General features: G+C 62.9%; 29 protein-coding genes and 1 pseudogene. 10 read left to right on the top strand and 20 right to left on the bottom strand.

From position 1 onward, the window contains the following. Positions 1 to 2 precede the first annotated feature (2 nt). Entirely contained in the window at positions 3 to 926 is a 924-nt protein-coding gene (locus tag QBK88_RS13500; protein WP_268144825.1) for a LysR family transcriptional regulator, read from the bottom strand. Positions 927 to 976: 50 nt separating this feature from the next. Between QBK88_RS13500 and QBK88_RS13495 the strand changes: the two genes are divergently transcribed. The 3 genes from QBK88_RS13495 to QBK88_RS13485 all read left to right on the top strand — a co-directional run bounded on the left by QBK88_RS13495 (position 977) and on the right by QBK88_RS13485 (position 2,954). After that, positions 977 to 1,291, top strand: coding sequence for a 3-phosphoglycerate kinase (locus tag QBK88_RS13495; RefSeq protein ID WP_277962388.1), 315 nt, complete (start codon positions 977 to 979; stop codon positions 1,289 to 1,291). Between the two features lie 270 nt (positions 1,292 to 1,561). Further along, positions 1,562 to 2,419: a carboxylate/amino acid/amine transporter gene (locus QBK88_RS13490; protein ID WP_277962387.1), complete on the top strand. Its 858-nt coding sequence runs from the start codon at positions 1,562 to 1,564 to the stop codon at positions 2,417 to 2,419. A gap of 118 nt (positions 2,420 to 2,537) precedes the next feature. Then, positions 2,538 to 2,954: an Lrp/AsnC family transcriptional regulator gene (locus QBK88_RS13485; RefSeq protein WP_268144819.1), complete on the top strand. Its 417-nt coding sequence runs from the start codon at positions 2,538 to 2,540 to the stop codon at positions 2,952 to 2,954. A 2-nt stretch (positions 2,955 to 2,956) separates the two neighbouring features. Here the strand turns inward: QBK88_RS13485 and QBK88_RS13480 are convergent, their stop codons facing one another. From QBK88_RS13480 to QBK88_RS13455, 6 genes are all read right to left on the bottom strand, one after another. Then, positions 2,957 to 3,628 (bottom strand): phenylalanine--tRNA ligase beta subunit-related protein, encoded by a 672-nt coding sequence (locus QBK88_RS13480; protein WP_268144818.1) that lies wholly within the window; start codon positions 3,626 to 3,628, stop codon positions 2,957 to 2,959. A 7-nt stretch (positions 3,629 to 3,635) separates the two neighbouring features. Then, on the bottom strand, positions 3,636 to 4,859 hold the full coding sequence (locus QBK88_RS13475; RefSeq protein ID WP_277962386.1) for an ATP-grasp domain-containing protein: 1,224 nt from the start codon (positions 4,857 to 4,859) through the stop codon (positions 3,636 to 3,638). A 12-nt stretch (positions 4,860 to 4,871) separates the two neighbouring features. Next, on the bottom strand, positions 4,872 to 6,050 hold the full coding sequence (locus tag QBK88_RS13470; protein ID WP_277962385.1) for a hypothetical protein: 1,179 nt from the start codon (positions 6,048 to 6,050) through the stop codon (positions 4,872 to 4,874). Next, positions 6,047 to 6,370 (bottom strand): Rieske 2Fe-2S domain-containing protein, encoded by a 324-nt coding sequence (locus tag QBK88_RS13465; RefSeq protein ID WP_158153850.1) that lies wholly within the window; start codon positions 6,368 to 6,370, stop codon positions 6,047 to 6,049. Before QBK88_RS13465 ends, QBK88_RS13470 begins: the two co-directional genes overlap by 4 nt. Before the next feature lie 11 nt (positions 6,371 to 6,381). After that, the gene (locus QBK88_RS13460; protein WP_277962384.1) at positions 6,382 to 7,761 is read right to left on the bottom strand and encodes an iron-containing redox enzyme family protein; all 1,380 of its coding nucleotides are present in this window, start codon (positions 7,759 to 7,761) and stop codon (positions 6,382 to 6,384) included. A 172-nt stretch (positions 7,762 to 7,933) separates the two neighbouring features. After that, positions 7,934 to 9,190 (bottom strand): mechanosensitive ion channel family protein, encoded by a 1,257-nt coding sequence (locus QBK88_RS13455; protein ID WP_277962383.1) that lies wholly within the window; start codon positions 9,188 to 9,190, stop codon positions 7,934 to 7,936. Positions 9,191 to 9,353: 163 nt separating this feature from the next. Between QBK88_RS13455 and QBK88_RS13450 the strand changes: the two genes are divergently transcribed. Beyond that, the gene (locus QBK88_RS13450; RefSeq protein ID WP_268144809.1) at positions 9,354 to 10,691 is read left to right on the top strand and encodes a DEAD/DEAH box helicase; all 1,338 of its coding nucleotides are present in this window, start codon (positions 9,354 to 9,356) and stop codon (positions 10,689 to 10,691) included. An 18-nt stretch (positions 10,692 to 10,709) separates the two neighbouring features. Here the strand turns inward: QBK88_RS13450 and QBK88_RS13445 are convergent, their stop codons facing one another. Continuing rightward, positions 10,710 to 10,985, bottom strand: coding sequence for a hypothetical protein (locus QBK88_RS13445; protein ID WP_277962382.1), 276 nt, complete (start codon positions 10,983 to 10,985; stop codon positions 10,710 to 10,712). Positions 10,986 to 11,114: 129 nt separating this feature from the next. Between QBK88_RS13445 and QBK88_RS13440 the strand changes: the two genes are divergently transcribed. Together QBK88_RS13440 and QBK88_RS13435 are read left to right on the top strand one after the other, a co-directional pair. After that, entirely contained in the window at positions 11,115 to 11,519 is a 405-nt protein-coding gene (locus tag QBK88_RS13440; protein WP_277962381.1) for a transcriptional regulator, read from the top strand. Between the two features lie 164 nt (positions 11,520 to 11,683). Continuing rightward, a complete protein-coding gene (locus QBK88_RS13435; protein WP_267903669.1) occupies positions 11,684 to 11,806 on the top strand; it encodes a PA1414 family protein in 123 nt (40 codons plus the stop codon). Positions 11,807 to 11,926: 120 nt separating this feature from the next. Here QBK88_RS13435 and QBK88_RS13430 read toward each other — a convergent pair whose 3' ends face one another. The 6 genes from QBK88_RS13430 to speB all read right to left on the bottom strand — a co-directional run bounded on the left by QBK88_RS13430 (position 11,927) and on the right by speB (position 16,890). Then, positions 11,927 to 12,175 carry an acyl carrier protein gene (locus QBK88_RS13430; RefSeq protein ID WP_277962380.1) on the bottom strand — a complete coding sequence of 83 codons (249 nt, stop codon included), beginning with the start codon at positions 12,173 to 12,175 and terminating at the stop codon, positions 11,927 to 11,929. Positions 12,176 to 12,185: 10 nt separating this feature from the next. Further along, entirely contained in the window at positions 12,186 to 12,413 is a 228-nt protein-coding gene (locus QBK88_RS13425) for an acyl carrier protein (protein WP_277962379.1), read from the bottom strand. A gap of 123 nt (positions 12,414 to 12,536) precedes the next feature. Further along, on the bottom strand, positions 12,537 to 13,916 hold the full coding sequence (locus tag QBK88_RS13420; protein WP_277962378.1) for a sodium:solute symporter: 1,380 nt from the start codon (positions 13,914 to 13,916) through the stop codon (positions 12,537 to 12,539). 59 nt (positions 13,917 to 13,975) lie between these two features. After that, positions 13,976 to 15,472 carry a cytosine permease gene (locus tag QBK88_RS13415; RefSeq protein WP_277962377.1) on the bottom strand — a complete coding sequence of 499 codons (1,497 nt, stop codon included), beginning with the start codon at positions 15,470 to 15,472 and terminating at the stop codon, positions 13,976 to 13,978. Between the two features lie 49 nt (positions 15,473 to 15,521). After that, positions 15,522 to 15,929 (bottom strand): nuclear transport factor 2 family protein, encoded by a 408-nt coding sequence (locus QBK88_RS13410; RefSeq protein ID WP_277962376.1) that lies wholly within the window; start codon positions 15,927 to 15,929, stop codon positions 15,522 to 15,524. Between the two features lie 10 nt (positions 15,930 to 15,939). Continuing rightward, positions 15,940 to 16,890, bottom strand: coding sequence for an agmatinase (speB, locus tag QBK88_RS13405; RefSeq protein WP_027977277.1), 951 nt, complete (start codon positions 16,888 to 16,890; stop codon positions 15,940 to 15,942). Between the two features lie 206 nt (positions 16,891 to 17,096). Here speB and QBK88_RS13400 point away from each other — a divergent pair, with 206 nt between their 5' ends. From QBK88_RS13400 to QBK88_RS13390, 4 genes and pseudogenes are all read left to right on the top strand, one after another. Continuing rightward, complete coding sequence (locus QBK88_RS13400) at positions 17,097 to 17,990, top strand: LysR family transcriptional regulator (RefSeq protein WP_008366563.1); 894 nt, start codon at positions 17,097 to 17,099, stop codon at positions 17,988 to 17,990. Between the two features lie 154 nt (positions 17,991 to 18,144). After that, positions 18,145 to 18,426 (top strand): annotated as a pseudogene (locus tag QBK88_RS30875) (PAS domain-containing protein); the annotation flags it as partial. A gap of 237 nt (positions 18,427 to 18,663) precedes the next feature. Then, the gene (locus QBK88_RS13395) at positions 18,664 to 19,710 is read left to right on the top strand and encodes a methyl-accepting chemotaxis protein (protein ID WP_445764930.1); all 1,047 of its coding nucleotides are present in this window, start codon (positions 18,664 to 18,666) and stop codon (positions 19,708 to 19,710) included. 187 nt (positions 19,711 to 19,897) lie between these two features. Next, the gene (locus tag QBK88_RS13390; protein ID WP_277962374.1) at positions 19,898 to 20,491 is read left to right on the top strand and encodes a DTW domain-containing protein; all 594 of its coding nucleotides are present in this window, start codon (positions 19,898 to 19,900) and stop codon (positions 20,489 to 20,491) included. Here QBK88_RS13390 and QBK88_RS13385 read toward each other — a convergent pair. The 6 genes from QBK88_RS13385 to QBK88_RS13360 all read right to left on the bottom strand — a co-directional run bounded on the left by QBK88_RS13385 (position 20,479) and on the right by QBK88_RS13360 (position 25,827). Further along, complete coding sequence (locus QBK88_RS13385; protein WP_277962373.1) at positions 20,479 to 21,132, bottom strand: HAD family hydrolase; 654 nt, start codon at positions 21,130 to 21,132, stop codon at positions 20,479 to 20,481. The two genes, QBK88_RS13390 and QBK88_RS13385, sit on opposite strands and share 13 nt — an antisense overlap. Positions 21,133 to 21,232: 100 nt before the next feature. Then, positions 21,233 to 22,222, bottom strand: a complete 990-nt coding sequence (locus QBK88_RS13380) for an ABC transporter ATP-binding protein (RefSeq protein WP_277962372.1) — start codon at positions 22,220 to 22,222, stop codon at positions 21,233 to 21,235. A gap of 1 nt (position 22,223) precedes the next feature. Then, the gene (locus QBK88_RS13375) at positions 22,224 to 23,021 is read right to left on the bottom strand and encodes an ABC transporter permease (RefSeq protein ID WP_277962371.1); all 798 of its coding nucleotides are present in this window, start codon (positions 23,019 to 23,021) and stop codon (positions 22,224 to 22,226) included. Then, entirely contained in the window at positions 23,008 to 23,850 is an 843-nt protein-coding gene (locus QBK88_RS13370) for an ABC transporter permease (protein ID WP_277962370.1), read from the bottom strand. The genes QBK88_RS13375 and QBK88_RS13370 overlap by 14 nt, the downstream gene beginning before the upstream one ends. Then, positions 23,847 to 24,653: an alkaline phosphatase family protein gene (locus tag QBK88_RS13365; protein ID WP_268144781.1), complete on the bottom strand. Its 807-nt coding sequence runs from the start codon at positions 24,651 to 24,653 to the stop codon at positions 23,847 to 23,849. Before QBK88_RS13365 ends, QBK88_RS13370 begins: the two co-directional genes overlap by 4 nt. A gap of 109 nt (positions 24,654 to 24,762) precedes the next feature. Continuing rightward, positions 24,763 to 25,827 carry an ABC transporter substrate-binding protein gene (locus QBK88_RS13360; protein ID WP_277962369.1) on the bottom strand — a complete coding sequence of 355 codons (1,065 nt, stop codon included), beginning with the start codon at positions 25,825 to 25,827 and terminating at the stop codon, positions 24,763 to 24,765. Positions 25,828 to 26,108: the final 281 nt, after the last annotated feature.

The raw sequence follows: 26,108 nt of genomic DNA, 5'->3' as shown, positions 1-26,108 counted from the left end.
TGTCAGGCGAGTTGAGGGGCGGCGATGGGCACATCCAGGGGCGCGGTATCGAATTGGCGCAGCAGTTCCACCAGAATCTGCGTGGCCGGGCCCAGGGGTTTGTCCTTGTTGGAGTAAAGGTAGAACACCGGGTGGCGGCTGCCGCCCTGTTCCAGCGGCAATGGCTTGAGCACGCCTTCGCGCAGTTGCCGCTCGATCAGGTGGCGCGGCAGCCAGGCGAAGCCCAGGCCGGAGCCGACGAACGTGGCGGCGGTGGCCAGGCTGCCCACCGTCCAGCGTTGCTCTGCACCCAGCCAGCCCACATCCTGGGGTTGGCGGCGGCCGCTGTCGCGGATCACCACCTGCAATTGGCTTTCCAGGTCCTGGAAGCTCAGGGCGCGGTTGAGGCGGTGCAAGGCATGGTCGGGGTGGGCCACGGCGACGAATTCCACTGAGCTCATCTCGGTGCCCAGGTAGCCGGCAATCGCATAGCCGCTGATGGCCAGGTCCGCGACGCCTTCGGTGAGCACCTCGTCGACCCCGGACAGCACTTCTTCGCGCAGGCGGACACGGCAGCCGCGGCTTTGCGGCATGAACGCGGTGAGCGCGCTGACCAGCCGGGCGCTGGGGTACGCGGCATCGACCACCAGGCGCACCTCGGCTTCCCAGCCCTGTTCCATATGGTGGGCCAGGTCTTCCAGCTGGCTGGCGTTCTTGACCAATTGCCGCGAGCGGCGCAGCAGCACGCCACCGGCTTCCGTGAGCACGGCCTTGCGCCCGTCGATGCGCAGCAGCGGTACGCCGAGCTGGTCCTGCATGCGCGCCACGGTATAACTGACCGACGACTGGGAACGGTGCAGGGCTTCGGCGGCCTGGGCGAAACCGCCATGGTCGACCACGGCCTGCAAAGTCCGCCACTGATCCAGGGTAACGCGGGGCGCTTTCATCATTGGCTCCTGATGTCCTAAGCTGGCAGTTCCATCGTGGAGACTGCCGAATGAAAAGTTGCTGTGCGCTCTTGCTGACGCTGTTGCCGTTCACCGCCTTTGCCTACCCCATCGAGGTGGAAAAGCATGTGGCGGGGACGGACATATCCTTCACTACCGATGACACTGCCGGCGACATGGGCTCCATCACCTTGCGCAACGATGGCTCCCAGGCCGCAGAGTGCGCGGTGGAGTTCCGCAACGGCCCGGAAGCCCCGCGCGTGCGCAAGATGAGGGTGGAGCCTGGGAAGAGCGCCAATGTATTGCAGCGTTTTAACCGGGACATTCTCAAGCTGCGGCTGAAGGTGACCTGCGAGGCATCGTAGGGTGATTGTCAAAGAGTAGAGGAATGGCTGTACAAATCAACTTAGTTGATGGGTTGGTGGGTATTTTTAAGCTTTTTTATCGGGTTGGTGTGGCTTGGGCGCGGTTGGCTTGGGGCTTTCTGCGTGCTTGAGATCGAGCGCTGCCTACGCGGCGCTCGATCTCAAGGGCTCCAGGCCACCCAGGTCAAGCATCCCAAGCCCATACCAATCAGGGATTGCCCACCCCCGCCCAACCCGTTAAGGTCGCCGCCTCTACGGTAAGGGGCACCCATGGGCTATCTACTTCTGGTTACATTGATTCAGGCATTTTCCTTCAATCTCATCGGCGTTTACCTTGCGGGCCACGTCGACAGTTATTTCGCCGTGGTCGCCCGGGTGGTGATCGCCGGCCTGGTGTTCATTCCCTTGACCCGCTGGCGTCGGGTGGAACCAGGCTTCCTGCGTTCGATGCTGTTGATTGGCGCCCTGCAGTTTGGCGTCACCTATGTGTGCCTGTACCTGAGCTTTCGCGTGCTCACCGTGCCGGAGGTGCTGCTCTTCACCATCCTCACACCCCTGCATGTGACTTTGATCGAAGACGCCCTGAACCGTCGCTTCAATGCCTGGGCATTGCTGGCTGCGGTGGTGGCGGTGGCGGGTGCGGCAATCATCCGTTTCGACCGGGTGAACCCGGATTTCTTCATGGGCTTTTTGCTGCTGCAACTGGCCAATTTCACCTATGCTGCTGGCCAGGTGCTATATAAGCGTCTGGTGGCGCGCTACCCCAGTGACGAGCCGCAGTACCGCCGCTTCGGCTATTTCTTCGTCGGTGCGTTGCTGGTGGCCCTGCCAGCCTTCCTGGCGTTCGGCAACCCGCACCACCTGCCGGAAACCTCGCTGCAGTGGGGCGTGCTGGTGTTCCTCGGGCTGGTGGCCACGGCGTTGGGCATGTATGCCTGGAACAAGGGCGCCAGTCAGGTCAGCGCCGCGACGCTGGCGGTGATGAACAACCTGCACATCCCCACGGGGCTGTTGCTCAACCTGCTGATCTGGAACCAGAGCGAGCCGTTGGGGCGCCTGGCCCTGGGCGGCGCAGTGATTCTGGGGTCGCTGTGGATCAGTCGACGCGGTATGGCGCAAAACCGGTAGGCCAGGTGTATCGAGTTACCTCTTGCCAGGCGGGTGCACCGTTGCAGTTGTGGCAAAATCACAGTGGCCAGCGCCCGTGAAGGGGTGGATCGAGGGGTGTGCCTGCAGAGGCGTGAAGATGGACAAGGTCGACAAGCAGATCATCGCCGCATTGCAAGAAGACGCCAGGGTCAGCCTGGCGCAGCTGTCGCGCCAGGTGCACAAGTCGCGCACGGCGGTGGAGGCGCGCGTCCAGAAGCTGATCGACAATGGCGTCATCCTCGGTTTCACCATCAATGTGGCCAAGCCCGAGCAGGCCGAACAGACTGCCTTTCTGATGCTGACCCTGCATGGCAATGTCTGCCACCTGGTGTTTCCGCAAATTCACGCGTACCCCGAAATCATCCATGCCTATTCGCTGTTCGGCGACACCGACATGATGCTGCAGGTCAGCTACCACCAGTTCGAAGAACTGATGATTCTCAAGGACAACCTCATGGCCCTTGAGCACGTGGCCGATGTGGTCATCAACCCCGTGCTCAAGGCGTGGCGCTGACTTCAGGCGGCTGCCGATGGCAGGAAGTGGTGCTGCAGACCGGGCAGTGTTTCACGCAACGTATCCACCAGTTCTTCCAGCACTTGCTGATTGAAGGCGCGGGGGGTGTCGTGATGGCCCAGCACCACTGCCACCAGGCGTGACGAACTGTCGGTCAGGCGAAATTCGTGGGCATCGGCGTCGGTCTTGCCGATACAGGCCAGCAGCGCGTCGGCACAGGTGTACACCAGGTCGCCGGGCGCCACGGTGGCGTCCTTCTTGGCGAACAGCGGGCGAAACTTCATGGGGGCCGCGGCACGAAACACGTGGATGTCTTCGGCCTGTTCGTAGGTGTGCACGCCGATGCTCACCCCATGCCGTATGGCGATGGCATTGTAGGCGTCCACCACGTTGTTGATGGAGCGTACCCCGCGGGAAATGAATGCCTTGAGCAGTTTTTCATTGGCGGCGACGGCATTCGGGTAGCCCATTTCCTGCAACTGGCGCGAGAACCCGTCGTAGATCGGATTGGAGACCAGGTTGTCCAGGTGCGAGGCCACCTGGTTCAAATTGCGGGTCAGCAGCGGCACATAGCCGGGGTCGTTGTTGACCTGGATGTTTTCAAGGACCACGGCGCAGGCATTGCCTGCGCCCAGGGCGGCGGCACACGGGTTGATGATCAGGTTGGCGGTCATGGGTATCTCACTGGCTCCATAGCAGGGCGCGGATCTGCTCAGCGTTGTGGTCGAGTTGCCGGGGGTCGTCATGGCTCAGCCAGAACAGGCCGGGGCAGGTAGCGAAATCAATGGTGCGGGGCACATGGGCGCCCGGGGCGACGAAATAGCGATGGCCGCCATAGCCGGGTACCTTGCCAGCCTCCACCATGGGCTCGAAGCCGGGCCCCTCGAAGGTGGAAGGCTGGTCGGCCCAGAAAAAGCCGATACGACCGTGGTGGGTCTGGCGCGAACAGCCACCGCCCGCCGGTGCGGGGCGGCCCAGGTAGCTGTCGATGGCGACGGATAGCAGATCGGGCTGGTACACCTGCTGGAACAGGCGCGGGGCTATGCCGCCGTGCAGGCGGGCGCCCGCTTCGATCATCACCGGCCCCTGGGCCGACCAGATGATTTCCATGTGCAGCGGGCCATGCAGCACGTTCAGGGCGGCGGCAGCCTGGCGGGCGTAATCGAGCAGCGGCGCGAGTTCCGCGGCGCCCGGGTCCAGGGTGTCGAGGCTGTCGTACACGAACGGGCTGCCATTGCGCTGGATCTTGGTGTACTTGCACACGGTGGCGATGTGGTAGGTGCCGTTGAAGGCCACCATGTCCACCACGTATTCAGGGCCACTGATGAATGGCTGCACCACGAACCCCAGGTTGATTTCCCCCAGGTCATTGCGCTGTTCCCAGCCCGCCTGCATCAGGGCTTGCTCCACGGCGGCACGGCCCGTGGCGAACACTACGCCCTGGGTGGCCGCCGAATTGAGCGGCTTGACCACGTACTGCAGGTTCGGGTCGACGGTCTTGAGCACGTTGGGGATCTGCTCGGGATGAGTCACCAGGCGGCTGTCTATGTGCGCCAGGTTCCTTCGGTCCAGTGCCTGCTGCATGGTGTACTTGTTGCGACGCTGGTCGCTGGTGGCCGGGCTGTTGCCCGGCAGGCCCAGTGCTTCGGTGAGGTGGTCGGTGAGGTGAATGGCGGTTTCACAGCCGGCGATCACCGCCACCACGCCCAGCGCGTCCAGGGTTTCCACCAGCTCCGGGTGCCAGGCCAGTACCTGGGTAAAGTGCTCGGCCACCAGATCGTGGGTGAAGTGTGCCGGCAGGTCGGGCCGCGAGATAACGGCGATGCAGTTCAGGCCCCGGGCATTGAGCAACGGTGCATAGAGCTTGCCGGTGGAGAAGGGGTCGACGATGACGATATGGTTCATGGGGCGGTTTTCCTACTTGGCCACGATGGCAGGGCGTGGTGCGGGCCAGAGCGTGCGCAGCAATACAGCGCTGCCCAGCAGCACGGCGGAGGCGACCATCAGCAAGCGGGCCCCTTCCAGGCCCAGCAGTGCGTGGGTGGTGAACAGGGTCAGCAGCATGGGCGCGGCGCCGCTGACCAGCAGATAGAACAGCGAGCTGCGCGCGGCGATGACATCGGCAGTACGCTCGTCGGGAGCGGCCTCGATCAGCTGTCGACGCAGCTCGATACGCAGGCTGTTGATGCAGAAACCGAGCACGCCGGCGGCGGCCATCATGACCCCCTCATGGGTGAAATAGACCATGGTGATGTCGGCCACGATGATCAGCGCCACGGCGCCGAAGCTGCCCAGGCGTACCCGCGGCAACACCGCCGCGCAGAACGCGCCCAGGCCTGCCAGGCCACTGGCGGTGCCGAACAGCGTCGCGTTCCAGCCATTGAGTTTCTGAAAGACGATGGGCACCAGGCTGTTGAACGCGCCGATATGGAAACCGATCATGCTCAGCACCACGATCAGCAGGTAAAGCTGCGGCCCCAGGCTGGGGGCCGGTGAGTGCGCGGCCGTTGCTGGCGTATCACTGGCCTCGCTGGGCGTCGCCGCCACCAGCGCGATCGCGCCCAGCGAGACGATGGCCGCGATACCGATGATCTGCAGGGTTTCGGTGACCGCGAACCTGTCCACGATCACGCCACCCAGCAGCGCCCCGCCAAACGCGCCGATCTGGATGGAAGTCTGCATCAGGCGTGCCGACGTATCGCTGGTGGTGTGCCCCACCAGCACCAGCCGGGTGTTCTGCGATTCCAGGGTGCTGATGGTGAAGTAGTCGGTCACCCCCACCAGAAACGCGATGCCCAGAAAGCCGATGGGCAATGCCGCGGCCTGGGTGAACGACAGTGCCACGATGCTGGCGAACACCACCAGGCGGATGTACAGCAGGCGCCGCATGCTCATTTCCACCACCCGGTGGCGGCTCAGGTATTGCTCCAGGGCATAGGGCACTACCGTGGCGATGCACAGCGTGACGCCTACCAGGAAGGTCGAGCCGGTGGTTTCCAGCCCGAACCACACCATGGCGATGACGATGGCCATGTCCAGGCCGGTGAACAGCGTGACGATGGAGTAGAACGCGGGCAGCGTGGTCTTGGTGTTCATGAAGTTTCACCGTGGCGAATGATGCGCAGCAATGGCGTGCAGTCGTGGTCTGTCGGTATCACCGTGCTCAGGCGCTTGCCCACGCGTACGGTGGGCAGCGCTTTCTTCTCCAGGTTGCACAGTGGGTAGGCGTTGTCGTGCCAGGGGCAGATCACCCGTTCGCCGTTGTCGGATGCCTGGCCCATGTGCAACGGGCCACCGCGGTGGGGGCACAGCGTGGGCAGCAGGTAGGTGGACTGGGCATGCTGGTTGAGGAAGTAGGTTTTACCGCCGACCGCCAGGTAGGGGGTGTGGTCGGCATCCAGGGTCACGGATTTCATGGTGGCGAGCCTCAGAGCGCAGTGACGGTGTAAGTGCAGGACGGGCTGGTGACCTGGGTGCCATGCAGCATTCCCTTGGGAATGATGATGCCTTCCCCGGCGCCGAGCTTGACCGACAGCTGCGGGGTAACCACGAAGTCCAGTTCACCTTCTTCTACCCAGAACAGCTCGTTGCCGGCATGGGTGTGCAACACCGACACCTCGCCCTGCGCCTCGGTAAAGCTTGCATCGGCGGGCTTGCTGCCATGCAGCATGGCGGCGCGGGCGCGGTGGGCATCCAGTTCGTCGTGCCACTTGATGTGGGCGTAGAGCTCCTCGTCGGCCTGGTCCTGCAGCAATCGGAATTCCTCGAAGCCGCGAATGATGTCAGGGATCACCTGTTTGCCGTACTGGCGGATCATGGGGATGATCAAGCGCTGCAAGGCCATGCGTCCGTGGTGCACGTCGATGTGCTGGTGCTCGTCGAAATACTCGGTGGAAACCTCGTCGCCGAAGATGTCGCGAATCGCCCGGGACTGGTGCCCGGTGGTCAGCGCCAGGGAGGCTTCGGTGTAGTACATGGCGCCGACGTAGCGGAAAAACTCGCCATGGTTGGCGGAGATGTAGTGGAAATAGTTGGTCAGCGACAAGGAGCTGGCGGTGTAGAACTGCCAGTAGTGATGTACCTGGCTGCTGAGCCCGGCCTGGTCGAGCAGCGCTTCGAAGATGCTGCTGTGTTTTTTCTTGTCGATGCCATAGCCATATTCATCGATGAGGATCTTGAACAGCTCGCTGGTGTGCGCGCCGGCGTTGCCCAGCACGTTGCGCGCCATGGCCGAGGCCTCGCTGAGGAAATCGCCGGCGCACTGGACCAGGAAGAAACGCGCGGCGCGGCGCGGGTCATGGCTGCCGGTCAGCACCTGGTGCAAGCGCGAAGGCGCCTTGGCCACGTCGTCGAGCACCTTGTCGGTGTGGGCGATGAACGACTCCTCGCACCAGGCACCGTTGATATGCACCTCCTCCTTCAGCCAGCCGTAGGTGCACTGCTCCAGGCGCGGCCGCACCTGTTTGCCCAAGGCCATGTGCGACGGCTCGTAAAAGCCCTTGAAGGCCTTCATGTCAAGCTTGGCCGGCGGCTTGGGCAGGAACACCAGGTCCTGTTCGTAGATGTTCAGCAGCAGGCGTTGGGCCAGCAGGTGCTCCGGGGTAGCCAGGTCCGCGCTGGTCAGTTGCGTGCGCAGCAGGTTTTCGGTGACGTCCTGGGGGCGCAACGGGCGCTGGTAGGGGGTGGCGGTGTAGAACGAACGCGGCTGGGCAAACGCCGGCGCGTCACTGAAGCGCTGCAGGGCCTGAAAGTCTTCGGCAGGCAGGGTGTCGATGGCTACGGTGGAGGAGCGGGTTATCCCTAACATTGTCTGACGCCTATGGTCGTGAGATCGATGGGCGTGAATGCTATAAGCCGGGATGAATGATGGGCAGTTTGAAAAAAACGCTTTGGGTAGTGAAATTCACTAAAGCGGGGCGTGCGTGATACGGAAGGCGTAGCGGCGGCCTCACGGCCGCTGCAGGTGCCCGGGCCAGCGGCTATCGCGCCGTGAGCATTCCCCGGCGAAAATCCGCCCCGCTAGGCTGCTGGTACAGGCTCAAGCCGAACTCCGGCATCACCGCCAACAGGTAATCGAAGATATCCCCCTGAATCCGCTCATAGTCGGCCCACACCGTGGTCCGCGTGAAGCAGTAGATTTCCAGCGGCACACCCTGGGCGCCGGTTTCCATCTGGCGGACCATGCAGGTCATGTTGGGTTGGATGTCGGGGTGGCTTTTCAGGTAGGCCAGGGCGAACGCGCGGAAGGTCCCGAGGTTGGTCAGGTTGCGGCGGTTGGCCGCCAGGTCGGCGACTTCGCCCTGGGCTTCGTTCCAGCTGTGCAGCTCGGCCTGCTTGCGGCCCACGTAGTCGGTCAGCAGGCGCACCTGGGTGAGGCGCTGCTGTTCGTCGGCGTTCAGGAAGCGCACGCCGCTGGCGTCGATGTGCAGGCTGCGCTTGATGCGGCGGCCGCCGGCCTGTTGCATGCCGCGCCAGTTCTTGAACGACTCGGACATCAGGCGCCAGGTAGGAATGCTGACGATGGTCTTGTCGAAATTCTGCACCTTGACCGTGTGCAGGGTGATGTCCACCACGTCGCCGTCGGCGCCCACCTGGGGCATTTCGATCCAGTCGCCCACCCGCAGCATGTCGTTGCTGGTCAACTGCACGCTGGCCACGAACGACAGCAGGGTGTCCTTGTACACCAGCAGGATGACCGCCGACATGGCGCCCAGCCCAGACAGCAGCAACAGCGGCGAGCGGTCTATCAAGGTAGCGACGACGATGATGGCGGCGAAGATGTACAGCACCATCTTGGCCAACTGTACGTACCCCTTGATGGAGCGCGTGCGGGCGTGTTCGGTGCGCGCGTAGATGTCCAGCAGCGCGTTGAGCAGCGCGCCGATGGCCAGGGTCAGGAACAGGATGGTGACCGCCAGCGCGACATTGCCGATGAAGTGCGCGGCCTTTTCACTCAGCACTGGCACCAGGTTGAGGCCGAACTGGATCACCAGCGACGGCACCGTCTGGGCCAGGCGGTGGAAAACCTTGTTGTGCAACAGGTCATTGAGCCAGTGCAGGGCGGGTTGGCGCCCCAGCAGCTTGACGCCGTGCAGGATCAGGAAGCGTGCCACGCGGCCCAGCACCAGGGCGATGGCCAGTAGCAGGGCCAGGCCCAGTCCGGCGCGCAGTAGCGGGTGGTTGTCCAGGGTGCTCCAGAGGCCCTGTACCTGCAGCCAGAAATGTTGAATATCCATGGGTTACAGCCAATGTTCAGTGGGTGATGAACGGGCCATTAGAGCGCATCGCCACGTGGAAATGGCAAATAGTACGTAACCGCACGTAAAGAAATTCGGCTTATTGGCGCGCAAACCGTTACGCTATGCAGTTGAATTTATGTACTTCGCCGAGGTAACACCCGTGTTTTCCCAATTCGCCTTGCATGAACGCCTGCTCAAAGCCGTGGCCGAGCTGAACTTTGTCGAGCCTACCCCGGTGCAGGTAGCGGCCATCCCGCTGGCAGTGCAAGGGCGTGACCTGCGGGTGACAGCGCAGACCGGCAGCGGCAAGACCGCGGCATTCGTGCTGCCGATCCTCAACCGCCTGATCGGCCCGGCCAAGGTGCGCGTCGATATTCGCGCCATCATCCTGCTGCCGACTCGCGAGCTTGCCCAGCAGACCCTGAAGGAAGTGGAGCGTTTTTCCCAGTTCACCTTCATCAAGTCCGGCCTGATCACTGGTGGCGAGGACTTCAAGGTGCAGGCCGCCATGCTGCGCAAAGTGCCGGACATCCTGATCGGCACGCCGGGCCGCCTGCTGGAACACCTGAACGCCGGCAACCTGGACCTGAGCAAGGTCGAGGTCATGGTGCTGGACGAAGCCGACCGCATGCTGGACATGGGCTTCGCCGAAGACGTCACGCGCCTGAGTGATGAATGCAAGCACCGCGAACAGACCCTGCTGTTCTCCGCCACCACTGGCGGCGCTGGCCTGCGCGACATGATGGGCAAAGTGCTGAAAGACCCCGAGCACCTGCTGATCAACAACGTCAGCCAACTGGCCGAAGGCACCCGTCAGCAGATCGTCACCGCTGACCACAATGTGCACAAGGAACAGATTCTCAACTGGCTGCTGGCCAACGAGACTTACCAGAAAGCCATTGTCTTCACGAACACCCGCGCCATGGCCGACCGCATCTACGGCCGCCTGGTGGCCCAGGACTACAAGGCCTTCGTGCTGCACGGCGACAAGGATCAGAAAGACCGCAAGCTGGCCATCGACCGCCTGAAGCAGGGTGGGGTGAAGATCCTGGTGGCCACCGACGTCGCCGCCCGAGGCCTGGACGTTGACGGCCTGGACCTGGTGGTGAACTTCGACATGCCGCGCAGCGGCGACGAGTACGTGCACCGCATCGGCCGTACCGGCCGGGCCGGCAACGAAGGCCTGGCCATCTCGCTGATCTGCCACGGTGACTGGAACCTCATGTCCAGCATCGAGCGCTACCTGAAGCAGAAGTTCGAGCGCCGGGTGATCAAGGAAGTCAAAGGCACCTACGCCGGGCCAAAGAAGGTCAAGGCTTCCGGCAAAGCTGTCGGCGTGAAGAAGAAAAAGACCGACGCCAAGAAAGGCGACAAGAAAACCGCCGCCAAGGGCCCGACCAAGCGCAAGACGGTCAACAAGCCCAAGGCCGAGCAACTGGTGAGCGCCGACGGCATGGCGCCGCTCAAGCGCCGCAAGCCAGCGCCTGCCGCGGAGTAAGCGCCTTCCCTGAGCAGGTCAGGAGTGGGCTTTCTTGCCCGCCTGGTCCAGCTCCTGTAGCCGCTGGTCGATCAACTGGCACTTGTCTGGCAAGTCCTTGCTGGCAGTGCCCAGTTGCATATGCTGCAACTCCTCGTTTATTTCCTTGGCCTTCTGCGGGTTCTGCTGGGTGAGCTTGGCCACCTCGCGGGCCAGTTGCTCGCGCTTGGCTGTGGCTTCCTCGGGCGTGCACGCCTGGCTGGCCGCGCTGACCAGCAGCGCCACCACGGCGACGGTGCTCAACAAGGTCTTCATGCTTCAACCTCCTCTGCCGATAACCGGTGGAGCACACGACCAGACACAAGTTCAGCGTGAACGGCTGCGCGGCGCGTGGGTCACACCTTGTGTAGGCCTTTTATCACTTGGTGTTGGAGGTTGCTCAGGATGACTACGTACAACTGGGATTTGATCGAACGTTTGCTGCACGAAGTGCAGAACGGCGCCGGGCACAGTTTTACCCCCCGGCCTTACGCGGAACAGCATGCGGCGCAGAAAGCCGCTCAAGGTGAGCAACCAGGCGACCTGGACCACCTCAAGGCCTTGGCCGGTGAATATGAAAAGTTGCTGCTTGAGCGCGATTATATTGCGTCGCGTCCGGAAGACGAGGGCGGTAATGGTGAGAACTTCGTGCTCACGCCCCGCGGTTCCAGTTTGCTGAGCCTGTTGGACAGCAGCATTCCAGGCCATGAACACCCGCGCCAGGTACTGGATGAGCAGGCCGACGCGTTGCTGCCGGAGATCTTCGACGAGGTCGCCAGCAAGGCACAGATCGCCGGTGGTTCGGTGTAAATGCGCCTGGGGCCGGGCATTCGTCGGGTGAAAGATTAAATTCACGGCATCTGAGACTTTTTGCCGCACTTTGACCGATGCGCATGATGGCAATCAGGACTATGATCAGCTTGAGACGGCGAAAACATTGACCCGTCGCTCAGGTTTACCCTAAGGGGGGCTCTATGAACCGCACTCTGTACAACTGGCTCCACGACCTCGGTGTTGCCCTGGGCCTGATCCCGCCCCCATTGCAGCCGATCCCTATTCCCACCGAAGACCGCGACCGCCGCCAGCCGCGCCGCTGATTCAGGCCCCTGGGCCGGTTCAGGGTCCCTGCCGGCCCGGGCGAAGGTCGGGAAGCAAGCGCCTCGGCCCACCTGACGCGGCAGGGCCTTGGGTCCCCGGCTTCGCCCAGTGCCACAGCGTCATTGCCTGGCAATTTTGTCCAGAAACCGCCACAGGTCATTGGCGGTCACCGCTTGCTCAAGCAATTTATCCTCCTCGACCGTGAAGGCGGTCAGGCCGTACTCGTCTTCCAGCCGAGTAATCAGTTCCATGATGTCTTTCTTGTCGAGCCCTAGCGACTCCAGCGCAACATCATCGTCGAAGTCTCGATCGCCGATGTATTCAGTGATGAAATTGTGTACGGTCCTGCGGATACCGAATCGTGGCATGGCCGTGCTCCTAGGCTGAAGCGCGGTCAAGGTGGGTCATTTCCTGGATGATGCTGCTCAGGTCACTGATGGTGCTGACCCGGGGCAATACGCGGACGGGGTCCAGCTGGACGTGGAACACGCGTTCCAGGCAATCGAACAACTCCAGCAGGTCAAGGCGCGGGGCCTCGCTGGCCTGGGCGGCCAGTTGTCGCTGGATGGTGTGGTGAATCTGCAGTTGGATGTCTGTTCTGTTCATGGCAGCCCTCGAATGCGAGTAAAGCTTAGTTCGGCAATTCGTTTGCGGCACTGTCACGACAACAGCGGTCAATCCTTGTCGATGAACAGCCGCCTCCACAGGACGCGGCTGTTTTTCAAAAGCTTATGCCAGTTTTGCCACGATTGCTGGGCGGCGTGACAAAAGGCTGACAACCACAAAGCTCACGAGCCCAACCGCCAGGCTGTAATAGATGGGCGTATTGGCGTCCAGACCATCCTTGAACATGAACACCAACGCGGTGATGAACCCCAGTGTCATGCTGCAAATTGCCCCCGAGGTCGTTGCCCGTTTCCAGAAAATGGCCCCCATCAGCGGAATCAGCATGCCGCCCACCAACAGGTTGTACGCCAGGGTCAGGGCGCTGATCACGTCGTTGACCACCAGGGCGATGCCCAGTACTGCCACACCGGTCAGCAGGGTAAACAGACGGTTGATGCCCAGGCTTGACTGCTTGCCGCCCCGCAACTTGGGCAGCAAGTCTTCGGTGAGCACCGTGGAGGCAGCCAGCAGGCCAGCGCTGGCGGTGGACATCATGGCGGCCAGGGCGGCGGCAATCACCAGGCCGCGCAGGCCATCAGGCAGGCTGGCCTTGACGATGGCGGCGAAGGCGTTGTTGACGTTGTCCAGATCCGGCAGTAGCACATGGGCAGCCATGCCGATCAGTGCGCAGGCCAGGCCGTAGAAAATGCAGTAAATGCCAGCGGTGGTACCGGCGTATACCGCCACCTTCTCGCTCTTGGCGGTAAACACCCGTTGCCAGATGTCCTGGCCAATGAGGATGCCGAAAAAGTAGATCATGAAATAGGTGATGATGGTGTCCCAGCCGATGCTGGTGAAGCTGAAGCTCGACGCCGGCAACTTGGCCACCAGTTCATCCCAGCCCCCCACCCGGTACAGGCAGATGGGCAACAGGATGAACATCAGGCCGACTGTCTTGATCACGAACTGGACGATGTCGGTCAGGGTCAGCGACCACATGCCACCGATGGTCGAGTACACCACCACCACGCCGCCGCCCAATACCACCGACAGCCAGAACGGCAGGCCGAACAGCACCTGGAGCACCGTGCCGATCGCCAGGATGGACGTCACGCCAATCATCAGCGCGTACGCCAGCATGATCACCGCGCTGGCCTGGCGGGCCATGGGGTTGTAGCGTTTTTCCAGGACCTGGGTAACGGTGAAGATCTTCAGCTTCAGCAGTGGTTTGGCCAGGAACAGGTTGAGTGCGACGATGCCCAGGCCCAGGGCTGCGCACAGCCAGAAGCCGGAAATGCCGTGCACGTAGCCCAGGCGCACGGTGCCGACGGTCGACGCGCCACCCAGTACGGTCGCGGCCATGGTACCCATGTACAGCGACGGGCCCAGGTTGCGGCCCGCCACCAGGTAATCTTCATGGGTTTTTGCCTTGCGCATGCCGTACCAGCCAAGCAGCAGCATGCCTGCCGCGTAGATCGCGACGACGAAAATATCCAAAGCCATGGGAAATCTCTCCAGGTTTGTTTCTTATTGGGGGTGCTGCCTATACGTGGGCAAAACGGTCAGGCGGTGGCGCCGCTGGGCACCGCGGTTTTACCGCGCGCACCGTTCGGGCCGTAGACCGCGGCCGGTTCCGGGACCACCTTGAGCAGCACCAGGTACAGCACTGCCGCCAACCCCAGGGTGACCGGCAGGCTGATATCGATACCGCCGGCCAGGTTGCCCAGCGGGCCGACGAACTGCCCCGGCAGGTTGACGAAACACAGGCCCACCAGTGCGCTGGGAATCCAGGCCCCAAGGCCGCGCCAGTTCCAGCCGTGGTGAAACCAGTAGCGCCCGCCCTGTTCACCCCGGGTGAACACTTGCAGGTCATCAGGGCAATACCAGCCACGCCGGGTCAGCAGGCCAATCAGCATGATCACCATCCAGGGCGTAGTGCAGGTAATGATCAGCACCACGAAGGTCGACACGCTCTGCACCAGGTTGAAGGCGAAGCGGCCGATGAAGATGAAGGCAATCGACATCACACCGATCAGCAAGGTCGCCTGCACCCGCGACAGCAGCCGCGGGAACACGCTGGACATGTCCAGGCCCGTGCCATACAGCGCTGTGGTGCCGGTGGACATGCCGCCGATCACCGCCAACAGGCACACCGGCAGGAAGAACCAGCCTGGCGATACGGCCAGCAGGCCGCCCACGTAGTTGTTGTTGGCGATGTAGTCCGGCGCCTGGGTGGCGACGATGGTCGCCGTGGCCAGGCCGAACAGCAAGGGCAGCAGGGTGGCCAACTGCGCGCAGATCACCGCGCCCATGATCCGCGACTTGGCGGTGGTGCGTGGGATGTAGCGCGACCAGTCACCCAGAAACGCGCCGAACGAAATCGGGTTGCTCATGGCCACCAGCGACGCACCGATGAAAGCCGCCCAGAAGCCGGCCTGGCCGTGGCTGACGGTACCTGCATAATTGACGTCGAAGGCTCCGGCGAATGCGGCGATACCCGACAGGAACAGGATGCTGGCGGTCCATACGGCGATCTTGTTGACCCACAGCATGAAGCGGAAGCCGTAGATGCACACGGCCAGTACCAGGAGCGCGAACAGCCCGTAGGTCAAGCCCAGGCTCAGGTCGGTTTCTGGCAGGCCGATCAGGCGCTTGGCGCCGCCTACCAGCGCGTCGCCCGAGCTCCACACCGACAGGGAAAAGAAGGCGATGGCGGTGAGCAGCGACAGGAACGAACCGACAATACGCCCATGCACGCCGAAGTGGGCGCCGGACGACACGGCGTTGTTGGTGCCATTGATGGCGCCGAACAAGCCCATGGGGGCCAGGATCACCGCGCCCACCAGGGTGCCCAGCAGCACGGCCACCAGGCCGGCCTGGAACGACAGGCCGAACAGCACGGGGAAGCTGCCCAGCACCGCGGTGGAAAAGGTGTTGGCGCCGCCAAAGATCAGGCGGAACAGGTCGAGGGGCTTGGCATTCCTTTCATGGTCGGGGATCTGCTCCACCCCGAAGGTTTCTATCTGGCTGATGCCTGTTGTGCTGTTGTTATTGTTCATGATCTGCTCCGATCATTGCGGGCGCCCGTCTGTGCGGGCGTCGCGGCGGTCAAGGGGAGGGCAGTGTCGTGGGTGCGGCGGACAAATGTTCGTGGCAGGCCAGCCAGCGGCCTTCTTGTTGTTGGCGAAACACAATGGTTTCGCGTTCCTGGCTAAAGTACAGCTCCCCTTGCATGCGCAGTTGTGTCGCCACGTCATGCATGAATATCGCCATGTCGCCCTGAAGGCTGACCACGGCATTGCTCGAGGTGCATTCCAGCACCTCGAAGCCATCCTCGCGCCGCCAGCCGTCCCATACCTCGCGGTAAGCATCACGGGACAGCAGGGGCTGTTCGAGGGTGTGGAACACGAAGCTGGCATCGGCCGTGAACGCCCCGAAATAGGCTTCGCGGTCGTTGCTGGCGAAGGCCGTGACCAGTTCGGCAGCGGCTTTCAATACTTGTTCGCGCGCGTTCATGGCCATGTCCTCAGCGGTGCACCACGCCCGGTAATACGCAGAGCATTTCATACAGCAGGTTGGCGCCCAGCAATGAGGTGTTGCCAGTGGTGTCATAGGGCGGCGAGACTTCTACCAGATCGCAGCCAACCAGGTCCAGGCCCTGACAGCCGCGCACGATCTCGATGGCCTGGATGGTGGTCAGCCCGCCGATTTCCGGGGTGCCAGTGCCCGGTGCCCAGGCCGGGTCGATGCCGTCGATGTCGAAGCTCAGGTACACCGGACCGTCGCCGACCTTGGCGCGCACTTCCTCCATCAGGGGCGCCAGCGACTTGTGCCAGCATTCTTCGGCCTGCACCACGCGGAAGCCCTGGTTGCGGCTCCAGTTGAAGTCTTCGGCGGTATAGCCTTGGGCGCGCAGGCCGATCTGCACCACACGGTCGCAGTCCAGCAGGCCTTCCTCCACGGCGCGGCGGAAGGTGGTGCCGTGGGCGATCTTCTCGCCGAACATGTGGTCGTTGACGTCGGCGTGGGCGTCGATGTGCACCAGGCCGACCTTGCCATGCTTCTTGTGGATGGCGCGCAGGATCGGCAGGGTCACGGTGTGGTCGCCGCCCAGGGTCAGCGGGATGACATTGTGTTCCAGTATCTCGTCGTAGGCTTCTTCGATGATGCGCACGGCGTCCAGCAGGTTGAAGGTGTTGATCGCGACGTCGCCGATGTCGGCCACAGACAGGGAGTCGAAGGGTGCGGCACCGGTGGCCATGTTGTAGGGGCGGATCATCACTGATTCGGCGCGGATCTCACGCGGGCCGAAGCGGGTGCCGGAGCGCAGCGAAGTACCGATGTCCAGGGGAATACCGACGAAGGCCGCGTCCAGGCCGGCTGCGGTTTGCAGGTGCGGCAGGCGCATCATGGTGGCGATGCCGCCGAAACGCGGCATTTCGTTACCGCCCAGTGGTTGGTGAAGAATCTTGTCCACGGGTTACCTCATCGTTTGTCTTTTTTCTTGAAGCACGGTCTGAAGCCGGCACGTTGAGGCGGAGTCTGCAAAAGGTAGTGCGCTTGAAGAATCGCTACCGAGAAATACTTAGTTCAGATATTTCTGAACTAATGCAGGTACACTCTGTTTGATGCGGAACCGGGAAGCTCTGTTTCCCATAAGAACCTCACTCGATGTCAGAGACCATGGCCAACGCACTCCCCGACCTGAAACTGCTGCGCATCTTCGTCAGCGTTGTCCGCCACCAGGGCTTCGCCAACGCCCAGCAGGAACTGAACCTGTCCACCTCGGCCATCAGTACCTACATGAGCCAGCTCGAGGCCGCCCTGGGCATCGTGCTGTGCCACCGCGGCCGCGGCGGTTTCAGCCTGACCAGCAAGGGCGAGCTGTTTCATCAGGAAACCCTGCGCCTTATGGCGGAAATGGAAGGCTTCGAGCAGTACGCCGCCGCCCTCAAAGGCGAGCTGCGCGGAACCCTCAACCTGGGGGTGATCGACTCCACGGTCAGCGACCGCGCACTGCCGTTTGCCGAAGCCATCGGCGCCTATTGCCAGGAACATCCGGCGGTGCACTTGCATCTTTCCGTCTCCAGCCCGTACGAGTTGCAACTGGGCGTGCAGGAAAACCGCCTGGACCTGGCCATCGGGGCGTTCTCCACGCGCATGAGCGGCCTGGTCTACCAGCCGTTGTACCGCGAGCAGCACTGGCTGTACTGCAGCAACCGCCACCCGCTGTACGCCGAGCGGCGTATTCCCGAGCAGGTCATTACCCAGCAACGCATGGTCGGCCGCGGCTACTGGAGCCAGGCCGAGCTGGCGCGCCACGGTTTCAAGCACAGCGCCGCGACAGTGGAGTCCATGGAGGCCCAGCTGATTCTGGTGCTGTCCGGCGCCTACATTGGCTACCTGCCCGAGCACTACGCCCAACCCTGGGCAGACAAGGGCGACTTGCGCGTACTATCCCCAGCGACCTTCGGCTATCAGGCGCCATTTTCCATGATCACCCGCCGCGGACGCAGTCGGGAACCGCTGATTCAGACGTTCCGCGACCTGCTGAAAGCGCAATTGACTCCGGTGTGAATGTTGCCTGTGGCGTTTGGCCGCAGCGGCAAGAGGCCATTATTTGTGCGTTTTTTGAAACTTCCCGCGTCGAAGGGCCCTACACCCTTGAAAGGGTCTGCTACACCTTTCAGGGCTTGATGACCTTTCTTCATCGACAGCAGGGACCGCCCCGATGCGCATGAATATGCCCGTTACCCATACCGAACGCACGTTTTCAAGCGAACAGCGGCTGATTTCCACCACTGACCTCAACAGTCATATCACCTACTGCAACGATGCTTTCGTCAGCATCAGTGGCTTTACCTACGACGAACTGGTGGGCAAGCCCCACAACCTGGTCCGCCATCCGGACATGCCGGCTGCGGTGTTCGCGCAGATGTGGGACACCATCAAGACCGGCAAGCCATGGATGGGGGTGGTCAAGAACCGCTCAAAGAATGGCGACTTCTATTGGGTGAGTGCCTACGTCACCGCCATCTATGAAAACGGCCGCATCAGCGGCTTTGAATCGGTACGTTCGCTCCCCACCCGCGATCAGATCCGCCGTGCCGAAGCCCTGTATGCACGGCTGCGGGCGGGCAAGTCGCCGGTTTCCCCAGCAGCGCGGCTGGGCAAGATGTTTCAGCGCGGCTGGCCCATCCTTGCCGCCGCAGCCGTATCGGTGTTCAGCCATTTCCTGCTCGACGGCTACCTGGCGCTGGCGGTGGTGCTGCTGAGCCTGGTGGGGGCGTGGGGCCTGACCGAGCGCCGGCAGGTACGCGACATCGAACGCACCCTCGATGAACACCCGAAATCCTTCACCAGCCCGTTGGTGGCCCTGACCTACAGCGATACCCCGGGTGCCCAGGGCCGCCTGGAGCTGGCCATGTACAGCGAGGAAGCACGGCTGCAGACCGCCTTGACGCGGCTGGTGGACGCTGGCGTCAGTGTGCGCGAGCGCGCCTCGCAGTCTTCCGACCTCTCCGGCGTGCAGGCTGAACTGCTCGACCGCCAGCGCAGCGAGACCGATCAGTCGGCCACTGCCATTGCCGAAATGGCCGCTACTATCCAGGAAGTCACCCACAACGTGCAGAACACCGCCGTGGCCGCTGCCGACGCCGACCAGCTCGCGCAGCAAGGCAGTGCATTGGCCGAGCAGAGCCTGCAGGCCATGGGCCTGATGAGCAATGCGGTGACCGAGATTGGCCAGGCGGTCAATGCCTTGGCGCAGGAAACCCAGTCCATCGGCAGCGTCGCCGACGTGATCACCGCCATTGCCGAGCAGACCAACCTGCTGGCCCTCAATGCCGCCATCGAAGCGGCCCGGGCGGGCGAGCAGGGCCGTGGTTTCGCCGTGGTGGCCGACGAAGTGCGCTCCCTGGCCATGCGTACCCGCACCTCTACCGAGCAGATCCACCAGATCATCACCTCCTTGCAATCGGGTGCCACCCGTGCGGTGCAGACGGCAGACCGTGGGCAGCAGATTTCCCAGGAAAGCGTACAGAGCGTAGAAGCCGTGCAGACCGCCCTGGTGGGCATCACCCAGGCGGTCAGCCGCATCACCGGCATGAGCCAGCAGATGGCAACCGCCTCGGAACAACAAAGCCACGTGGCCGAAGACATCAACCAGCAGATCACCCGCATCGCCCAGCTCTGCGACCGCAGCGCCAACCAGGCGCGCCAGGGGGCCGAAGTCAGCCAGGAACTGGAGCGCATGGCCGAATACCTCCACAACCTGGCCGAGCGGTTCAGCCGCTGACCGGCGAAAAATGCCTGACAGTCCGCGGCGCCTGCTTCCCGAGCTGGCGCCCGGTCCCACAGGGAATGGCCGCGGGGGCGGCGTGTTTCCTTGTGGAACCGGGCGAAGCTCGGGAACGGAGCGCTCAGGATGCCTGACGCCCCACGCCACCTGGCCCGACACAGGCGATCCTGTGGCAAAATAGCCAATGCCTCGAATTCAATGCCCCCGCTGCCAACGCCCCGAATCCCGCTGCCTGTGCGCGCTGATCCCCAGCCTGCCCAGCCAGACGCGCGTGCTCATCCTGCAGCACCCCAGCGAAGTCAATCACGCCCTCAACACTGCGCGCCTGGCAGCCCTTGGCCTGGCCAGCGCTCAGCTGATAGTCGGTGAGACGTTCGACGGGCTCGAAACCTTGCTGAACCCACCGGGCTACCGCGCCTGCCTGCTGTTCCCCGGCGAAGAGGCCCAGGTGATCCAGGCCTATGCCCCCGATGATCGCCCCTGGTTGCTGGTAGTACCCGACGGCACCTGGCGCAAGGCCCGCAAACTGCTGCACCTCAACCCGGCGCTGGCCGCCTTGCCTCGGGTTACCCTGGATGGCGCGCCGCCATCGCGCTACCGGCTGCGCAAGGCCCCCGGGCCCGGCGCGTTGTCGACCATCGAGGCGATTACCCAGGCACTTGAGGTACTGGAAGCACCCGCGTCATTCCAGCCACTGCTCAAACCCTTCGATGCCTTGATCGAAGGGCAGATCGCAGCCATGGGGGAAGAGGTCTACCAACGCAATCACACCCAGTGATGAACCGGCCAGCCCGCCTGCTCGGCGTGCTCACGCAGCACCGGGTCAGGGTTGACTACATGGGGGTGGTCCACCTTGAGCAGCAACGGCAGGTCATTGCGCGAGTCTGAGTAGAATGTCGCGCCTTCCAGGTTTTCTTCTTCCTGGTCCAGCCATTCCAGCAAGCGGGTGATCTTGCCTTCGCGGTAGGTCAATGTGCCGACCGTGGCGCCGCTGTAGACGCCGTGCTGGACGTCCAGTTCGATGGCGAGTATTTCATCCACGCCCAGGCGCTCGGCGATGGGGCCGACCAGGTGCGTGCCCGAGGCCGAGATGATCAGGATGCGGTCGCCAGCCTGGCGATGCTGGGCGATGGTCCTGGTGGCGTCGCTGAAGATGATCGGTTCGATGAAGTCCTCGACCCAGGGGCCCACCAGGTGCTCGACTTCCTCCGGCGTGCGGCCGATCATCGGCTCCAGGCTGAAGGCCATGTAGTCTTCCATGGCCAGTTTGCCCTGGCTGTAGGCGTCCATCAGTTCATTGTTCTTGCGCATGAACGACTCCGGGTCGACCCAGCCCAGGCGGCCCATCTGCTCGCTCCACAGGGTGGCGCAGTCACCGTGGATCAAGGTTTCGTCCAGGTCGAAGATTGCCAATGCCATTTAAGAATTACCTCCTGCTCAAGGCCTGAAGGCAGTTGCACGCTACAGGCTGCAAGCTGCGAGAAAAGGCGCCGCGTTCACATGAAGCTCGCGGCTGCCGTCAGGCTACCTCACAAAGCGCCTGCGGATCGATGCTCAGTGATACTCGCTGCCCATTGGGTAACAGGTCGCTCGCCGAGCGGTTGAGTACATCGACCACCAATTCCACGCCCCGGGCCTGCACGCGGTAGCGAATCACATTGCCCAGCAGGCTGTGGCTGCGGATCTCGCCGTCCAGTTCGCCGCTCAGGCTCAGGCTGATGGCTTCCGGGCGGATGGCCAGGCGCGTGTGGACGGGCCGTTGCAGCAGCTTGCCCGCCTGCTCGGCGTCCAGCAGGTTGTAGTTGCCGATGAAGCCGGCGGCGAAGGCATCGGTGGGTGCGGTGTAGAGACTCTGCGCGTCGCCACTCTGGACGATCTTGCCCTTGTTCATCAGGAAGATGCGGTCGCTCATGGTCAGCGCTTCTTCCTGGTCGTGGGTCACGAAGATGGTAGTCAGCCCCAGTTCCTGCTGGATGGCGCGGATCTGCTCGCGCAGGTGCTTGCGAATGCGTGCATCCAGGGCCGACAGGGGCTCGTCCAGCAACAGCAGGCGTGGGCGGGTGACCAGCGAGCGCGCCAGTGCCACCCGTTGGCACTGGCCGCCTGACAGTTGGTGCGGGTAGCGGTTGGCCAGTTCGTGCAGCTCCACCAGGGCCAGCACCTCGCTGACGCGCTGGTGGATCTGGCCTTTGTCGATTTTCTGCATGCGCAGCCCGAAGGCCACGTTCTGCTCCACGGTCATGTTGGGAAACAGGGCATAGCTCTGGAACACCATGCCGATGTCGCGCTTCTGCGGGCTGAGGGGGACGAGGTCCTGGCCTTCCAGCAGGATACGGCCGCTGTTGACCGCGGTCAGGCCGGCGATGCAGCGCAGCAGAGTGGACTTGCCGCAGCCGGAAGGGCCCAGCAAGGTGACGAATTCGCCCCGGGCGATGGTGAAGTTGATGTCGCTGAACACGGGCGTGTCGCCGTAGTGCTTTTGCAGTTGTTCGACGCTGACGAAACTCATCTCAGTCTTTGTCCTTGTTCAGGCGGTTGGCGGCCCAGGTCAGCACCAGCACAAACAGGAAATAGGAAATCACCAGCGCGCTGTTGAAGTGCCCGCTGCTGTTGCGCATGTTGTTGAGGTACACCTGCAGGGTTTCGTAGCGAGTACCTACCAGCAGGTTGGCGAACACGAACTCGCCGAACAGGAACGAGAACGACAGCAGCAGCGCCACCATCAGGCCTTTGCGCAGGTTGGGCAGCACCACCAGCAGCGCGGCCTGGAAGGTGCTGGCGCCCAGCAGGTGGGCGGCGTCCATCAGGTCGCGCAGGTTGATGGCCTGCAGGTTGTTGGTGATGGCCCGGTACATGAACGGCAAGGCCACGGTGAAGTAGCAGCCGATCAGAATCCAGGGTGTGCCGACCATGGCCATCGGGCCCGACCCATACAGTTGCAGCAGCCCCACCGAGGACACCACTGGCGGCACCGCGAAGGGCAGCAGGATCAGGATGTTCATCAGCGCGTCCAGACGCGGAAAGTGGTAATGCACCACGAACAGCAGTGGCAGGATCAGCACCACCGACAGCACCAGGGCGCCCAGGCACACCACCAGCGACTGGCCGAACGCGTGCAGGAAGCGCGTGTCGCTCCACAGGTCCAGGTACCAGTGCAAGGTCAGGCCGCTGGGCAGGATGGTCGCCGACCAGCTGGTGGCCAGGGAATAGAGCAAGGTGCCTGCCAGGGGCAGCAGCAGGATCAGGAACAGCAGCCACGTGACTACCCTGTGGTAGAGGCTGGCCGGGCCGGTTTCAGCGCGCGACATGGTAGCTCCTCTTCAACAGCCACTGATGGACGAGGGTGACCAGGGTCATCATGCCCACCAGAATCATCGCCAGCGCGGCGGCCAGGTCGGGGTTGAGGCTGATGTCGCCGGCCACCATGGCGGCGATGCGGATGGGCAGTACGTTGAAGTTGCCGGTGGTCAGGGCATACACCGTGGCGTAGGCGCCCAGGGCGTTGGCCAGCAGGATCACGAAGGTGCCCAGCAGCGCCGGGGTCAGTACCGGCAGGCCGATATGACGCCAGTATTGCCAGGCGCTGGCCCCCAGCAGCGCTGAGGACTCGCGCCAGTCTTCACGCAACGCGTCGAAGGCGGGGTAGAGAAGGAGCACGCCCAGGGGAATCTGGAAGTAGGTGTAGAGAATGATCAGGCCGGTCTTGGAATACAGGTTGAAGTCTTCGATCAGCCCGGCCTGCTTGAGGACCATGGTCAGGCTGCCGTTGAACCCCAGCAGGATGATGAAGGCAAAGGCCAGCGGCACCCCGGCGAAGTTGCTGGTCATGTTGGCGAAGGCACTGACGAAGTCGCGCAGCTTGGAGTCCACCCGGCGCAGGGAGTAGCTGCCCAGGACAGCGATGATGATGCCGAACAGGCTGGACCAGAAGCTGATCTCCAGGCTGAACTGCATGGCCTGGCGATAGAAGCGCGAACTGAAGGCTGCGACGAAGTTTTCCACGCCCCAGCCGCTGTCGGTGCGCAGGCTGTGCAACGCCACCCACGCGAGCGGGGCGATCTGAAACACGATGAACACCAGGGCGAATGGCACCAGGCACAGCAGGGCCCAGCCCTTGCCACTACGTGGTCGGCTCATTTGAGCAGCTCCCGGCAGAAGGGTTTGTCGTGGGGCACGCCCAGCAACTGGCACAGGGTGCCGCACAGTTCGAGTTGCCGCGGGCGTGCCTGTGGGTCCAGGCTGAAGGCATCGCCCAGCACGAACAGCGGTACCTGGCGTTCCTCGGGTAGCAGGCCGTTGTGGGAGCGGTCGTTGTTCATGCCGTGGTCGGCGGTCACCAGCACCTGGTAGCCGCCGTCCAGCCAGCCTTGCAGGTAGTCCGCCAGGATCACGTCGGCGCCGCGGGCGCTGTTGCGATATTGCGGGCTGTCGAGGCCGTGCTTGTGCCCGGCATCGTCGATGTTCATGGGGTGTATCAGCAGAAAGTCCGGCGCGTGGCGCAGGCGCAGGTCTTCACCGTCGGCGAACAGGTGGGAATCGGGGTAGTGATCGGCCCAGTAGAAGTGCCCGTACTGGATAGGCAGCTGCGGCGCCACGGTGTGGCGGTCACGGGCAGCGTCGAAGGGCGAGCGGTTGTAGAGTTCGCTGACCCAATGATAGGCCGCGGCTGCGGTGACCTTGCCGGCGTCGCGGGCATAGTGGAACACGCTGCGCTGGCTGGACAGGCGGCTGACATTGTTGTGCACGATGCCGCTGTCGATGGGCGCGACGCCGGTGAGAATGCATTCGTACAGCGGGCGTGACAGGGCTGGCAGCTCGCATTCCAGTTGGTACAGCGCAGCCTTGCCGGCAGCCACGTAGGCGTGCAGGTGGCCCATGGCGTGCTCGGCGACCTGGTAGCTGAGGCCGTCGAGCAATACCAGAAGGGTTTTGTGGGGCATGGTGCTCGCCTTGTGGATCATGGGGTGGCCTTCCCGAGCTTCGCCCGGCCTGCAGAAAAGCGCTGATCCCTGCAGGGCCGGGAGAAGGCCGGGAAAAGAGCGGCGTCGGTCAGTTCATTTCGATGATGACCTGCTCGTTCCACTGCTGCGGCAAGGCCTTGGAGCTCTTCTCCCAGGCATCAGGGTTCTTGATCGGCTTGGCATTCTTGTACTGCTCGTTGGGCAGCAGCTTGTCGGCCACGTCTTGCGGCAGTTTCAGGTACTCGGCACGAATCGGCCGGGCATGCCCGCGCGCCAGGTTGAACTGGCCTTCGTCGCTGAAGATGTATTCACGCGCCAGCTTGGCGGCATTGGGGTGCTTGGCGTATTTGTTGATGATGGTGGTGTAGCCCGAAATGACCGTGCCGTCGGAGGGGATCAGCACCGTGAAGCGGGTGGGGTCGATCTTGTCGCGGTAGCTCAGGCCGTTGAAGTCCCAGACCACGCCGACTTCCACCTCACCCTTTTCCAGGGTCTGGATGGTGGGGTTGGCCAGCGACAGGCGTTTCTGCTGGGCCAGCTTGGTGAACAGTTCCAGGCCCGGGGCCAGGTTGGTTTCGTCACCGCCACGGGCGATGGCGGCGGCCAGCACGCCGTTGGCGGCCTGGGCGGCGGTGCTCACGTCACCGATGGCGACCTTGTACTTGCCTTTCTCCAGGTCGGCCCAGCTTTTCGGCGCGTCATCGTCCTTGACCAGTTGCTTGTTGATGATGAACGCGATGGTGCCGGTGTAGGCCAATGCCCAGTGGCCGTCCTTGTCCTTGGCCCAGTCCGGGATCTGTTCCCAGGTGGTGGGCTTGTACGGCTGGGTCACGCCCTTGGCTGTGGCGATGGGGCCGAAGGCGGCGCCCACGTCGCCGATATCGGCGCTGGCATTGTCTTTCTCAGCATCGAACTTGGCCACTTCCTGGGCCGAGCTCATGTCGGTGTCCATGTGGGTCAGGCCATATTTGGCCAGCAGCCCCGCCCAGGTGCCTTTCCAGTTGGCCCAGTCATCGGGCATGCCGACGCTGTTGACCGCGCCTTCGGCCTTTGCGGCCGCTTCCAGGGTTTTCAAATCGACGTCGGCGGCCATGGCATTGATGCTCATGGCGATGCCCATGCCTACCAGTGATGCCAGGAAAAGCTTTTTCATCCGAAGCTCCTTGGGCGCGTTCAGTGAACGCTGGTTTTGTCTGGACGGTGTTGCGGTAGTGGTCTAGATCAGCAATACCTGAGCCAATCTAGGGTGCAGTGATGACAATTTGATGTAGGGCGCGCTGGCGCGGCCCTTGCACAAGCACCCTTGGCACCCGTGGGCAGTAAGCGTAGTTCAGTTTTAACGGCTTGATCTGTAAGGGGTTGGGACCGGGTCTGTAGGGCGTTTCCGGGCCGGCTGTCATCCCGTGGTCATTTATTTTGCCTAGGCTGCAGCCA

It is taken from the genome of Pseudomonas sp. RIT-To-2 (genome assembly GCF_029623465.1).
Classification (GTDB): Bacteria; Pseudomonadota; Gammaproteobacteria; order Pseudomonadales; family Pseudomonadaceae; genus Aquipseudomonas; species Aquipseudomonas silvicola.
Note: the sequence above shows the minus strand (reverse complement) of the source record. Positions and strands in the feature narration are given on the sequence as shown.